Annotated in this window: 13 protein-coding genes and 1 pseudogene; 9 read left to right on the top strand and 5 right to left on the bottom strand. The window is 66.7% G+C overall.

Annotation, left to right across the window (positions count from 1 at the left end; genetic code table 11):
* Positions 1-23 precede the first annotated feature (23 nt).
* Together dtd and ACSQ76_RS14365 are read left to right on the top strand one after the other, a co-directional pair.
* Complete coding sequence (gene dtd, locus ACSQ76_RS14370; RefSeq protein ID WP_437157118.1) at positions 24-461, top strand: D-aminoacyl-tRNA deacylase; 438 nt, start codon at positions 24-26, stop codon at positions 459-461.
* A gap of 59 nt (positions 462-520) precedes the next feature.
* Positions 521-1,038 (top strand): annotated as a pseudogene (locus tag ACSQ76_RS14365) (DUF2244 domain-containing protein).
* A gap of 17 nt (positions 1,039-1,055) precedes the next feature.
* Here ACSQ76_RS14365 and ACSQ76_RS14360 read toward each other — a convergent pair.
* Positions 1,056-2,048: a hypothetical protein gene (locus ACSQ76_RS14360; protein ID WP_437157117.1), complete on the bottom strand. Its 993-nt coding sequence runs from the start codon at positions 2,046-2,048 to the stop codon at positions 1,056-1,058.
* Between the two features lie 91 nt (positions 2,049-2,139).
* On the opposite strand from ACSQ76_RS14360, the gene ACSQ76_RS14355 reads away from it, so the two are divergent.
* Positions 2,140-2,532, top strand: coding sequence for a hypothetical protein (locus ACSQ76_RS14355; RefSeq protein WP_437157116.1), 393 nt, complete (start codon positions 2,140-2,142; stop codon positions 2,530-2,532).
* 24 nt (positions 2,533-2,556) lie between these two features.
* On the opposite strand, the gene ACSQ76_RS14350 is transcribed toward ACSQ76_RS14355, so the two are convergent.
* The gene (locus ACSQ76_RS14350) at positions 2,557-3,018 is read right to left on the bottom strand and encodes a GatB/YqeY domain-containing protein (RefSeq protein WP_306129050.1); all 462 of its coding nucleotides are present in this window, start codon (positions 3,016-3,018) and stop codon (positions 2,557-2,559) included.
* Between the two features lie 194 nt (positions 3,019-3,212).
* On the opposite strand from ACSQ76_RS14350, the gene carA reads away from it, so the two are divergent.
* Together carA and ACSQ76_RS14340 are read left to right on the top strand one after the other, a co-directional pair.
* Positions 3,213-4,361, top strand: a complete 1,149-nt coding sequence (gene carA / locus ACSQ76_RS14345) for a glutamine-hydrolyzing carbamoyl-phosphate synthase small subunit (RefSeq protein WP_437157115.1) — start codon at positions 3,213-3,215, stop codon at positions 4,359-4,361.
* Positions 4,362-4,443: 82 nt separating this feature from the next.
* Positions 4,444-6,360, top strand: a complete 1,917-nt coding sequence (locus ACSQ76_RS14340) for a glycosyltransferase (RefSeq protein WP_437157114.1) — start codon at positions 4,444-4,446, stop codon at positions 6,358-6,360.
* Here the strand turns inward: ACSQ76_RS14340 and ACSQ76_RS14335 are convergent.
* The gene (locus ACSQ76_RS14335; RefSeq protein WP_437157113.1) at positions 6,334-6,984 is read right to left on the bottom strand and encodes a GntR family transcriptional regulator; all 651 of its coding nucleotides are present in this window, start codon (positions 6,982-6,984) and stop codon (positions 6,334-6,336) included. The two genes, ACSQ76_RS14340 and ACSQ76_RS14335, sit on opposite strands and share 27 nt — an antisense overlap.
* 105 nt (positions 6,985-7,089) lie before the next feature.
* Here ACSQ76_RS14335 and ACSQ76_RS14330 point away from each other — a divergent pair, with 105 nt between their 5' ends.
* The 4 genes from ACSQ76_RS14330 to ACSQ76_RS14315 all read left to right on the top strand — a co-directional run bounded on the left by ACSQ76_RS14330 (position 7,090) and on the right by ACSQ76_RS14315 (position 9,976).
* Positions 7,090-7,734 (top strand): pyrimidine 5'-nucleotidase, encoded by a 645-nt coding sequence (locus ACSQ76_RS14330; RefSeq protein WP_437157112.1) that lies wholly within the window; start codon positions 7,090-7,092, stop codon positions 7,732-7,734.
* 84 nt (positions 7,735-7,818) lie between these two features.
* Entirely contained in the window at positions 7,819-8,037 is a 219-nt protein-coding gene (locus tag ACSQ76_RS14325) for a hypothetical protein (protein ID WP_437157111.1), read from the top strand.
* Between the two features lie 59 nt (positions 8,038-8,096).
* Positions 8,097-9,299 (top strand): UbiH/UbiF family hydroxylase, encoded by a 1,203-nt coding sequence (locus tag ACSQ76_RS14320; RefSeq protein ID WP_437157110.1) that lies wholly within the window; start codon positions 8,097-8,099, stop codon positions 9,297-9,299.
* Positions 9,300-9,301: 2 nt separating this feature from the next.
* On the top strand, positions 9,302-9,976 hold the full coding sequence (locus ACSQ76_RS14315; protein ID WP_437157109.1) for a M50 family metallopeptidase: 675 nt from the start codon (positions 9,302-9,304) through the stop codon (positions 9,974-9,976).
* A 179-nt stretch (positions 9,977-10,155) separates the two neighbouring features.
* Here the strand turns inward: ACSQ76_RS14315 and ACSQ76_RS14310 are convergent, their stop codons facing one another.
* On the bottom strand, positions 10,156-11,283 hold the full coding sequence (locus ACSQ76_RS14310; RefSeq protein ID WP_437157108.1) for an aminotransferase class V-fold PLP-dependent enzyme: 1,128 nt from the start codon (positions 11,281-11,283) through the stop codon (positions 10,156-10,158).
* Positions 11,284-11,443: 160 nt separating this feature from the next.
* The gene (locus ACSQ76_RS14305) at positions 11,444-11,788 is read right to left on the bottom strand and encodes a hypothetical protein (RefSeq protein WP_437157107.1); all 345 of its coding nucleotides are present in this window, start codon (positions 11,786-11,788) and stop codon (positions 11,444-11,446) included.
* Between the last annotated feature and the right edge of the window lie 36 nt (positions 11,789-11,824).

The raw sequence follows: 11,824 nt of genomic DNA, 5'->3' as shown, positions 1-11,824 counted from the left end.
AACTGGCAAGGGAGGACGAAGGCGTGCGGGCGTTGATACAACGGGTGAGCGAGGCCGAGGTGCGCGTGGGGGGCGCGGTGGTCGGGGCGACCGGGCCGGGATTGCTGGTGCTGGTCTGCGCGATGGTGGGCGATGGCGATGCCCAGGCCGATGCACTTGCGGCAAAGGTGGCCAAGCTGCGGATCTTCAAGGACGAGGCGGGCAAGATGAACCGCTCGGTGCGCAATGTGGGCGGCGGCGCGCTGGTTGTCAGCCAGTTCACGCTGGCCGCCGACACGTCGCGCGGCACGCGGCCCGGATTCTCGGGTGCCGCGGCGCCCGAGGAGGGGCGGCGCCTATATGAACGCTTTGCCGAGGCATTGGCGAGCGAGGGCGTGCCGGTCGAGACGGGGCAGTTCGGCGCGGATATGCAGGTGAGCCTGGTCAATGACGGTCCGGTGACGATCTGGCTGGAGGTCTGAGCCCCAACGCGCAGAAATGTCGCGCTTCCCTCGCGCGCGGTGTGCGCTAAGATCGCAGCATGCCCTATCAGTGGAGTCACATGCGGAACGGAGAGGACGAGGCGTGCGAGCTGCGGCTCTGGCCGCACCGGTCGCTGCCGCGGCGGGGGTTTGCTCTGTTCATCGTGATCACCTGCGGAATGCTGACGCTGCCGCTCTACCCCTGATCGGAACGATGACCCTGTGGGGGCTGCTGCCCTTCCTGCTGCTGGCGATCTGGGGCGTCTGGGCGGCGCTGGAGCGGTCCTACAAGGACGCGCAGATGAACGAGGAGCTGACCATAGACCGCGAGGCGGTGCATCTGAAACGCACGAATGCACGCGGGCCGGTACAGGAATGGGACTGCGAAAGCTATTGGGCCAAGGTCGAAATGCATCCCACGGGTGGGCCGGTGCCGCATTACGTGACGCTCAAGGGCAAGGGGCGGCAGGTCGAGATCGGCGCGTTCCTGAGCGAGGACGAGCGCAAGGCGCTATATGGCGAGATCTCCGACGCCCTGCGGCGGATCGGAACGCCCGATCCGCTGGCGGCGGGATAGTGCGGTTCGACAACGGTCTAGCGGTCGATGGCCCGGTCTGTCCCGGATGCGGAGTGGCCGAGGCTCCAGTGGGTGCGAAAGCCAAACTGCCGTTCTGCCGCGCCGCGCAACTCGGGGGAACTGCGCAGAAGGTCTGCCACGCCAACGGCGATGGCACGGCGCGTCGGGCTGGACCCCGTCTTGTGCTGGATCGCCAGACCTTCAAGAATTTTTTCCCGGGTTTCAATCGGTAAGCTGTTGTTCTTGAGGTATCGCACGAGAAGCATATCGACCGCCGATGCGCCTTGGAGTTCAATAAGCGCGGTCGCATAGGCCCCCATGTAGGGCGTGCCGGCACGGATGGCGGCATCAAGATCGGCTGATAGTCCTGGCGCAAAGCCGCGATCCCCGGACAGCCCGGCCAGAAGAACGCGAATCGGTGCAAGATCCCGCTCGCCCGTCGCAAGGTCGCGCGCGAGGTTTTGCACCTTCGGCAGGCGTGCTTTCTGCAGGGCTCCGTAGGGCGCGCGGTCAAGTTCGCGCAGGGCGAGGTCGCGGATGTCGGGGTTGGGGTCGTTCACCAGCCCGGCGAAATGGTCAAGCCTGTCCTCGTCTCTGCCAAAGGCCCAGTCGGACTGATGTTTCAGAACCCCGGTCACGAGCGCGCGATAGCGGGTGTCGAGGACGGCAAGTTCGAGCCACGGACCGTAGGCGCCGTCACGGGCGAGCAGAACCGTCGCGTCGGGACGGCCCGAGAGGTGTTTGCGGGCCTCGCGGCCGACCTCGAGCGGGATGTCGGCGACATCCGGACCGGCCAGCGTTTCAAGCGCGGCGTAGCGCGTTGGGTCCGCCGAATCGGGGCGGGCGACCACCACCTGTTCCGTCGCCAGAAGGATGTCCACAAGCGTCGGATTGGGCGTGTAGCCGTGAAACGCGCAGGCCGCCACGGGGGGCGCGGACCCGAGGCCCAGAAGGCCGCAAACTGCGAGTACATGAAGTCTGTGTCCGATGCGGTGGCGGTGCGATGTCATCCGGCTCTCTCTCGCGCATGGCGCTGTGCGTGGTCCATCCTCGTTCCGTCAAAGTATGCTGAATTTTGGTCGCGTAAGTAAGGCGGTCGTGATGACGAATTCGTCATCGGGGCGTGCCGTGAAGGATGCGCGCCGCGCGAGACAGGGCTCGCATGGATGCATGCGGCGGATGATCCGGCGCCACGACACGTTGCAGCGGATGGCGGGGCAAGGCGCGGTCAAGTACGGCGCGCCGAACGCACCGGAGCGGAGCCTGGTAATCGTCTGTACCGATGGCGATGACGCGGTCGAGCCGATCTGGCGCGAGGCCGGGCCCGGCCACGTGGCGCGAACCGCCGCGGGCACCGGGTTCGGATCGAAGCTGGTGAAGCTGTGCATCGAAGCGCAGTTGCGCGGCGAGATGTGCGCGGCGACCGACAGCGATGGCCTGACCTGTAGGTTCCGCATCCCGCGCGTGGCGCTCATGGGGCTGCCGAAAGAGTGACCCCGGTGCCGTCCGGCCCGCGCCTCAGGCGCAGAGCCGGTCCTTGACCCGCGGGCCCACCGCGCCGAAATCCATCTGGCCGGTGTAGTTTTCCTTGAGGTGGCCCATCACCTTGCCCATGTCGCGGATCGAGCTGGCGCCGGTCCTGTCGATGGCGGTGTCGATCGCCTTGGTGACTTCCTCGTCGTCGAGCTGCCGGGGCAGGAATTCCTCGATCACCTCGATCTCGCGCTGTTCCTCCTCGGCAAGGTCCAGCCGGCCGCCTTCCTCGTAGGCGCGGACACTCTCGTGGCGCTGCTTGGTCATCTTGCCCAGGATGGCAAGGATGTCGCCATCGGAACAGCCGGTCTCGTTGTCGGTGCCACGGCGGGCGATGTCCTGATCCTTGATCGCGGCATTGATCAGCCGCAGCGTGCCCAGCCGCGTCGTGTCCTTGTCTTTCATGGCCTGTTTCAGGGCGTCGTTCACGCGCTCGCGCAATCCCATGTCAGGGTATCCTCTTGTCATCCCGTAAACGTGGGACAGTACCGGAAAGCATATAGGGGCGCAACTGCGGCGATCAATGCGGGGCCCCTTGTTTTGCGGGCCATGGCGAGTGACGTCGCGGCGCGAAACGTGGCCTTGACCGCGCGGGCGCGCGACCATAGGTTCCGCGCAATTTGCCCGATGGAGAATCCCCCATGACGCACGCGCCCGATGCCCGTCCGACTGCCTGCCTGGCTTTGGCCGATGGATCGCTGTTCTACGGGCGCGGGTTCGGGGCCGAGGGCGAGGTCGCGGCGGAACTTTGCTTCAACACCGCGATGACCGGCTACCAGGAGATCATGACCGACCCCAGCTATGCCGGGCAGGTGGTGACCTTCACCTTTCCGCATATCGGCAACGTGGGCGTGAACCCCGACGATGACGAGACCGCCGATCCGGTGGCCGAGGGCATGGTCGTGAAGTGGGACCCGACCGAGCCGAGCAACTGGCGCTCGACCGAGCGGCTGGGCGAGTGGCTGGCGCGGCGGGGCCGGGTGGCCATCGGTGGCATCGACACCCGCCGACTGACGCGGGCCATCCGCCAGCAGGGCGCGCCCCACGTGGCGCTGGCACACCGCGCGGACGGCAATTTCGACACCGATGCGCTGGTCGCCAAGGCCCGCGCCTTTGCCGGGCTGGAGGGCATGGACCTTGCCCGGCAGGTGACCTGCGCGCAAAGTTACCGCTGGGATGAGATGCGCTGGGCCTGGCCCGACGGGTTTCCGCGCCAGACGCAAGCCCGGCACAAGGTGGTGGCGATCGATTATGGCGCCAAGCGCAACATCCTGCGCTGCCTCGCCAGCGCGGGCTGCGAGGTGACGGTGATGCCCGCGACGGCCACCGCCGAGGACGTGCTGGCGCAAAGCCCCGATGGCGTTTTCCTGTCGAACGGCCCCGGCGACCCGGCGGCGACGGGCGAATACGCCGTGCCGATGATCCGCGGCGTTCTGGAAAAGAATCTGCCCATGTTCGGGATCTGCCTGGGTCACCAGATGCTGGGCCTCGCGCTGGGCGCGCGGACGATCAAGATGAACCACGGCCATCACGGCGCGAACCATCCGGTGAAGGACCTGACCACCGGCAAGGTCGAGATCACCTCGATGAACCACGGGTTCGCCGTGGACAGCCAGACCCTGCCCGAGGGCGTGGTGCAATCGCACGTGTCGCTGTTCGACGGGTCGAACTGCGGTATCCGCATGGCCGACCGCCCGGTCTTTTCGGTGCAGCATCACCCCGAGGCGAGCCCCGGCCCGCAGGACAGCTTTTACCTGTTCGAGCGCTTCGCAGCCTCGATGGACCGCTGAGCCCGCTGCATTAACCGTTTCTTTACGGGCCATTAACCATCTGCTGGTAAACCACGTCTGTCACGCAAAAGGGCAGACGGATATGGGGATATCGGAACTGCGACAGGCGGGTCCGTTCGGAGACGCCGCCAGACTCGAGACGGGAACGATAGAGGCCGACCTGGTGCAGCGCGGCACGCTGGGTGCCCGCGACGCCATGCTGGCGCGGCAGGTGCAGCGTCATTGCGACGCCGATGTCGGCCGCATCCTGCTGGCAGAGGGGCTGGTCACGCGGGGCGACCTGCTGGATGCCCATGCCCGCCGGTTCCGCTCGCGCCGGGTCGAGGCCGAAGAGATCGCCGCGCTGCCACCCCTGGCGGTCGAGTCGGCGCCGCACATCTTTTTGCGGTATGCCTTTTTTCCAGTCACCGACCATGACGGCAAACCCGCCATCGTCAGCGGCGACCCCGAGACACTGGCTTTCGCCCGGGCGCATCTGCCAGAAGAGCTGGGCCGGGCACGCATCCTGTTGGCCCCGCGCGAGGTGGTTCAGGCCCATGTGGCAGAGCGTTTCGCCGCGTGTCTGACCGCGGCCGCGCAGGCCCGCGTGCCACTGATCGAAAGCTGCCGCACCTGGGCGCAAGGCTATGGCCGGCGTCTTGCGCTGGTGATGGTGGCGCTGATGGCGCTGGTCGTGTTGACGGTGGCCTTGCCGCGCCTGGTCATGGCGCTGCTGGTCGGGTGGGCGGCGTTCACGCTGATCGTGTCGGCGATGTTCAAGCTGGCGGCCTTCGCGGCGCGGCTGGTCGAGGGGCCGGTGGCCCCTGCGCTGGCGGAGCCGGTGGAACAGATGCCGTTGCCCCGGGTTTCCGTGCTTGTCCCGCTCTTTCGCGAAACCGAAGTGGCCCACGCGCTGGTGGCGCGGTTGACGCAGCTGACATATCCCAAGTGCCTGCTGGACGTGGTGCTGGTGCTGGAGGAGGAGGACGACCTGACGCGCGCCACCCTGGCGCAGATCGACCTGCCCAGCTGGATCCGCGTGGTGGTCGTGCCCGACGGTCATCCCCGGACCAAGCCGCGGGCGATGAACTATGCGCTGGATTTCTGCGAGGGCGACATCATCGGCATCTTCGACGCCGAGGACGCGCCCGAGCCCGACCAGATCACCCGCGTGGCGCGGCAGTTCCAGCAGGCCGCGCCCGAGGTCGCCTGCCTCCAGGGCATCCTCGATTACTACAATCCGCGCCAGAACTGGCTGGCGCGCTGTTTCACCATCGAATATGCCGCGTGGTTCCGCACCATTCTGCCGGGCATGGCGCGGCTGGGCTTTGCCATTCCGCTGGGCGGCACGACGCTCTATTTCCGCCGCGATGCGCTGGAGGCGCTGGGCGGGTGGGACGCGCATAACGTGACCGAGGATGCCGATCTTGGTTTCCGGCTGGCCCGGCACGGCTTTCGCACCGAAATGGTGGCCACGGTCACCGAGGAGGAGGCGAATTGCCAGCCCTGGGCCTGGGTCAAGCAACGCTCGCGTTGGCTCAAGGGCTACATGACGACCTACCTGGTGCATATGCGCCAGCCGCGCCTGCTATACCGGCAGTTGGGCGCGTGGAAATTCTGGGGCTTCCAGGCGCATTTCGTCACCGCGCTGAGCCAGGTGATGCTGGCGCCGTTCCTGTGGTCGTTCTGGCTGGTCTTTTTCGGGATGCCGCACCCGTTGGACCCGGTGTTGCCGCGGGTGGTGCTGGGGGCGTTCGGGGCGCTGTTTCTGGCGATCGAGGTGCTGAACCTGACGATCTACGCCGCCTCGGTCACGGGGCCGAAGCACCGCCACCTCATGCTCTGGGTGCCGACGATGCACCTGTACTGGCCGCTGGGCGCGATCGCCGTCTACAAGGCGCTTTACGAACTGGTTCTGAATCCTTTCTTCTGGGACAAGACGAAGCATGGTCTGTCGTTGCGCGTGGCGCCCCCGCCGGTTGCCAAGACCGCGTCAGATCAGCGTACCCAGTTCCCCTGAATCGAGCTTGAGCCGGGTCACGAAAGCCTTGGATATATGGGCGCGCAGGGCCTCGCCCGCAGCTTCGGCATCGCCGTTCTCGATGGCGGTGACGATGGCGTCGTGCTCGGCCAGCGCATCCTCGGGCCGGCCCATCGCGGCCAGAGAGGTGGTCGCCATCAAGGCCATGGAGCGATGCACGAGGTCCAGCTGCTGCACCAAGAAGCGGTTGTGCGAGGCCAGATGGATCTGCTTGTGAAAGCGCCGGTTGGCGCGGGCCATCGCCTTGGGATCGTCAATCAGGGCGCGGTCGTCCGTGACCATGTCGCGCAGCACGCGGACCTCTTCGGGTGCGGCGTGACGGGCGGCGAGGTTGGCGGCCAGCCCCTCGAGCTCGGCGCGCACCACGTAAAGCTCGGCCAGCTGGTTGTGATCGAGCGACGAAACGATCAGGCTGCGGCCGTCGCGCGTAAGCAGGCTCTGGGTTTCCAGCCGTTGCAGCGCCTCGCGGATCGGTGTGCGAGACACCCCGAACCGCTCTGCCAGGTCGCTTTCCACCAGGCGGTCGCCGGGCTTGTAATCGCCGGTGTCGATCGCCTCGAGGATCAGGTGATAGGCATCTTTCTGCGGCGCGGCTATGGTCATCGCACTCTCTTTTGGTATGAGGTTTCAGACGACGAGGATATGCGGGGCAGGGCGCCGGGTGCAAGCGTTGCCGGGCCCTGCGACAATTAAGAGCGGATGGAAGCGATGGCGAAAGAATTCTTCGCGCATGTGGACACGTGGGTCTTTGACCTCGACAACACGCTTTACCCGCCCGAGATGCGCCTGTTCGACCAGATCGAGGTCCGGATGACGCAGTTCGTGATGGATGCGCTGGGCGTGGGCCGGGCCGAGGCCGACCGGCTGCGGCTGGAGTACTGGCGCCGGCATGGGACGACGCTGGCCGGGCTGATGCGCGAGCATGACGTCGATCCGGGGCCTTACCTGACGGACGTGCACGACATTTGCTTCGACGTGCTGGTGGCGGATGCGGAGCTGGCCGCGCATATCCGGGCGCTGCCGGGCCGCAAGATCGTCTATACCAACGGCTCGGCCCCCTATGCACAGCGGGTGGTCGAGGCGCGGGGGCTCGACGGGCTTTTCGACGCGATCTATGGCGTGGAGCATGCGGATTTCCACCCCAAGCCGGACCGGGCGGCGTTCGACCGGGTGTTCGCCATCGATGGCATGGTCACCGCGCGCGCCGCGATGTTCGAGGACGATCTGCGCAACCTTGCCGCCCCCCACGCGATGGGAATGCGCACCGTGCTGGTCGGCCCCGAGGCGGTCGAGGCCGATCACGTTCACCATCACACCGACGACTTGCCGGGGTTCCTGTCCAGCCTTGTCTGACATCCCGCTGCGGCGATTTGCACCTTTTTCGCGGCGCGGGCGCATCCTACGTCCGACAGCGAGACACCACGCGGGACGCATGCCATGACACAGACCCAAGGCGCCGGAAACGAAACCGGGATTCCTCCGACGGAACGTTTGAGTGAAACGTTAATTGCAGTACGTATCTTGCTGTCTCTGCTTGTTCTTCTGGCGGCGTGGGGCGGCGCCATCGTGCTTTGGGGCGTGCCGGGGCTCTACCTGCCCGCGCTGGCTCTCGTGCCGGTCATATGGGTGTTTCTGTTGATCATCTCGCGCGCCTGAGCCGGTCTGGCGATCGGTGCGCACGCGGTCTATGGTGCCGCTGAAAGGGAGGCCTGCGCATGAGCCGCTTTGATCATGACATCGTTGTTTCCGGCGGCGGCGTGGCCGGTCTGTCGGCGGCGGCGCTGTTGGGAGATGCGGGGTTCCGCGTGCTGTGCGTCGATCCGGCGCCGCCGGTGACCGAGCGTGACGCCGAAGGCTCGGACCTGCGCACCACCGCGATCCTTCAACCGGCGCAGGCGCTCTTGGCGGAGGCGGGGATATGGGACCGGCTGGACGCCGAGGCGACGCCCTTGCAAGTGATGCGCATCGTCGACGCGGGCGGCGAAGTGCCGGAGCCGCGCATCGTCAAGGATTTCGACGCGGGCGACATCTCGGAAAAGCCCTTTGGCTGGAACCTGCCCAACTGGCTTTTGCGGCGCGAGATGGTGGCGCAGCTGGACAGCCTCGGCACCGTGGAGTTTCGCCCCGGCGTGGCGGCGGAGAGCCTCTTTACCCGCGAGGCCGAGGCGCGGGTGGGCCTGAGCGATGGCAGCAAGGTCCGCACCCGGCTGGTTCTGGCCGCGGACGGGCGCGGCTCGCCAATGCGGGAAGCTGCAGGTATCCCGGTGAAAACAACGCGCTACGGGCAAAAGGCGCTGGCCTTTGCCGTGACGCACCCGATCCCGCATGGCAATGTCTCGACCGAGATCCACCGCACGGGCGGGCCCTTCACGCTGGTCCCACTGCCGGATTACGAGGGGCGGCCCTCGTCGGCCGTGGTGTGGATGGAGGAAGGCCCCGAGGCGCAGCGGCTGGCCGCGCTGGACGTGGCCGCGTTCGAGGCCGAGATGAGCACGCGGTCCTGCCACCTTTTCGGCCCGCTGACGTTGGCCTCGCGCCGGACGGTCTGGCCGATCATCAGCCAAGTGGCCGAGCGGATGGCGGGCGAGCGCGTGGCATTGGTGGCCGAGGCCGCGCATGTGGTGCCGCCTATCGGGGCGCAGGGGCTGAACATGAGCCTTGGCGATCTGCATGTGCTGCTGGACCTCGCGCAGGCCAATCCCGAACGCCTGGGCGACCGCGAGATGCTGGAGACCTATCACAAGCGCCGCCACTGGGAGGTGATGGCCCGGGTCACCGGCATCGACGTGCTGAACCGCGCCTCGATGGTCAGTGCGCCTGTGCTGCGCGACGCGCGGATGCAGGCGCTGAATGCGCTTTACGGGCTGGCCCCGGTGCGCAAGACGCTGATGCAGCTGGGGCTGGGCGCAAGGGGTTGAGAATGCGGGCATTTCTGCGTGGGCATTGGCAATTGCTGTTGCTGGTGGCCGCGATTGCGATGCTGTGGCGGACCCCGGTGGTGATCCCGTTGAAACTCTTGGTGGTGTTCCTGCACGAGTTGGGCCACGTGCTGGCCGTGCTGCTGACCGGCGGCGAGGTTCTGAACCTGACGCTCGACCCGATGCAAGGCGGGGCGGTGACCTCGCGCGGGGGCAATCGCTTCATCAGCCTGAGCGCCGGATACCTCGGCTCGCTCTTGATCGGCGTGGCACTGTTCATGGCGGCAGTGCGGACGCGGGCGGACCGCGCGGTGCTGGGCCTATTGGGGGTCACGCTGCTGGCGGTGACGGTACTGTACGTGCGGGCGCCCTTTGCGCTGGTGTTCGGGGCCGGGACGGGCGCGGCGATGCTGTTGGCCGCGAAATACATGGCCCGGGAAGTCAGCGACCTGATGCTGCGGGTGATCGGGCTGGCCTGCATGATCTATGTGCCGCTGGACATCTACAGCGACACGATAGCGCGCGGCTGGCTGCATTCCGACGCGCGGATGCTGGCCGAGGAGTTCGGCGGCACCACCTGGATGTGGGGCGGGCTGTGGCTGGCGGCCAGCGCCTGGGTGATCTGGAAGTGCCTGCGCCGGGGCCTGGGGGCGAACAGCAATATACGGTTGCGATAGGGGGCGCGCGATCGTCAGACCGCGGGATGGCGAACCTAACGTGTCTTCAGGTCATTTTATATCTGCCACATCCGCAAAGCCTGAAATCGAAGCTCAAACGGTAAGCAATCGCCAGCCCGGGGAGCGGTCTGCCGAGCGCGCGGCGGCGCAGCTAGCTGCGCCTCGATTCCGCGCGTGGTCTATAGCACCCTGTCGAACACCTCTTTCAGCCGAGCCTTCGCGGCCTCGACGTCATAGAGCTTGTCCAGACCGAAAAGGCCAAGCCGGAAGGTCATGAACCCGTCGGGTTCGCCCACCTGAAGCGGCACGCCGGCGGCAATCTGCATGCCTTGCTCGCTGAATTTCTTGCCGTTCTGCACCTCCGGGTCGGTGGTATAGCTGACCACCACGCCTGGCGCACCGAATCCCTCGGCCGCCACGGATGTCACGCCCCTGTCGGCCAGCATGGCGCGCACCGAATTGCCAAGGTCCCATTGCGCCTGCCGCAGTTTCTCGAAACCAAACTTCTTCGTCTCCTGCATGGTCTCGCGGAAGCCGCGCAGGGCGTCGGTGGGCATGGTGGCGTGATAGGCATGGCCGCCGTTCTCATAGGCCTGCATGATCGCGTGCCATTTCTTGAGGTCGATGGCGAAGCTGTCAGAGGTGGTCGCCTCCAGCCGCTCCAGCGCACGCTCCGACATCATCACCAGACCCGCCGAGGGCGAGGCCGACCAGCCCTTTTGCGGGGCGGAGATCAGCACGTCGATGCCTGTCTGTTCCATGTCGACCCAGGCGCAGCCCGACGCGATGCAATCGAGCACCATCAGGGCGCCCACCTCGTGCGCCGCCTCGGCCAACGCGGTGATATAGTCATCGGGAAGGATGATGCCGGCGCTGGTTTCCACGTGCGGCGCGAAGACGGCGTCGGGCTTGGCTTCGCGGATCTTCGCCGTGACCTCCTCGATCGGGGCGGGGGCGAAGGGGGCCTGCGCCCCGTTGCCGGTCTGGCGGGCCATGCAGACGGTGGTGTCCGAGGTGAAGGCGCCTGCGTCGAAGATCTGGCTCCAGCGATACGAGAACCAGCCGTTGCGCACGATCAGCGCATGGGCGTCATGGCCGAACTGGCGGGCGACGGCCTCCATCGCGACGGTGCCGCCGCCGGGCACGATGGCCACGGCAGAGGCGTTGTAGACCTCTTTCAGCATGCCCGAGATGTCGGTCATGACTTCCTGGAAAATCTTGCTCATGTGATTGAGCGAACGGTCCGTGAAGACCACGGAATATTCCAGCAGGCCGTCGGGGTCGATATCGGGGCGAAGAGCGGTCATGAGCGTCCTGTCCTGGTTTGGCAAACTGGCGGCAGTATGCCCCGGCGCGCGGCAGGATGACAGGGCGTCATGCCGTCACGCCGAAGGGCATTCCCGGCCTATTGCATGCAAACGCCGCGACGCACGGGGCGCCGCGGCGGGGCATGACCGATGGCCGGCCTTACTTGCTGGCGTAATCGACGCTGACCCGGGCCGACCGGACCGAGACCGTTTCGCCGTCGCGAGCGAAGGTGAACAGGCGGTCTTTCACGCCGGGCAGACCGAACGTGACCTTGTCGCCATCCGCCAGGTGCATCCGCAGGCGGGCGGGATCGGCGGGCGCCTCGCCGGTCACATAGAAGGCGGTCAGCGCGTAGGCGTCGCCGTCCTCGACCCAGTAGACGCTCATGTCGGCATCGGTTTCGTGTAGCGTCGCGCCGGCGATTGCCCGTGTCACCGTGACGGTATCGGCAAAGGCCGTGGTGGCTGTCAGGGCAAGGGCGGCGGCGGTCAGGATGGCTTTCATGGGGTACCTCTTTTGGTTGCGGGTGGGTGCCGTCCT

The sequence above is a fragment of the Roseovarius sp. B08 genome (assembly GCF_051417955.1).
In the GTDB taxonomy this organism is placed as follows: domain Bacteria; phylum Pseudomonadota; class Alphaproteobacteria; order Rhodobacterales; family Rhodobacteraceae; genus Roseovarius.
The sequence above is the reverse complement of the archived record's forward strand: the minus strand, read 5'-3'. Positions and strand labels throughout refer to the sequence as shown.

Coding starts and splice junctions, on each gene's coding strand:
- ACSQ76_RS14360 (WP_437157117.1), bottom strand. CDS start 2,048: ATGACATCGCACCGCCACCGCATCGGACACAGACTTCATGTACTCGCA.
- ACSQ76_RS14355 (WP_437157116.1), top strand. CDS start 2,140: ATGACGAATTCGTCATCGGGGCGTGCCGTGAAGGATGCGCGCCGCGCG.
- ACSQ76_RS14350 (WP_306129050.1), bottom strand. CDS start 3,018: ATGGGATTGCGCGAGCGCGTGAACGACGCCCTGAAACAGGCCATGAAA.
- carA (WP_437157115.1), top strand. CDS start 3,213: ATGACGCACGCGCCCGATGCCCGTCCGACTGCCTGCCTGGCTTTGGCC.
- ACSQ76_RS14340 (WP_437157114.1), top strand. CDS start 4,444: ATGGGGATATCGGAACTGCGACAGGCGGGTCCGTTCGGAGACGCCGCC.
- ACSQ76_RS14335 (WP_437157113.1), bottom strand. CDS start 6,984: ATGACCATAGCCGCGCCGCAGAAAGATGCCTATCACCTGATCCTCGAG.
- ACSQ76_RS14330 (WP_437157112.1), top strand. CDS start 7,090: ATGGCGAAAGAATTCTTCGCGCATGTGGACACGTGGGTCTTTGACCTC.
- ACSQ76_RS14325 (WP_437157111.1), top strand. CDS start 7,819: ATGACACAGACCCAAGGCGCCGGAAACGAAACCGGGATTCCTCCGACG.
- ACSQ76_RS14320 (WP_437157110.1), top strand. CDS start 8,097: ATGAGCCGCTTTGATCATGACATCGTTGTTTCCGGCGGCGGCGTGGCC.
- ACSQ76_RS14315 (WP_437157109.1), top strand. CDS start 9,302: ATGCGGGCATTTCTGCGTGGGCATTGGCAATTGCTGTTGCTGGTGGCC.
- ACSQ76_RS14310 (WP_437157108.1), bottom strand. CDS start 11,283: ATGACCGCTCTTCGCCCCGATATCGACCCCGACGGCCTGCTGGAATAT.
- ACSQ76_RS14305 (WP_437157107.1), bottom strand. CDS start 11,788: ATGAAAGCCATCCTGACCGCCGCCGCCCTTGCCCTGACAGCCACCACG.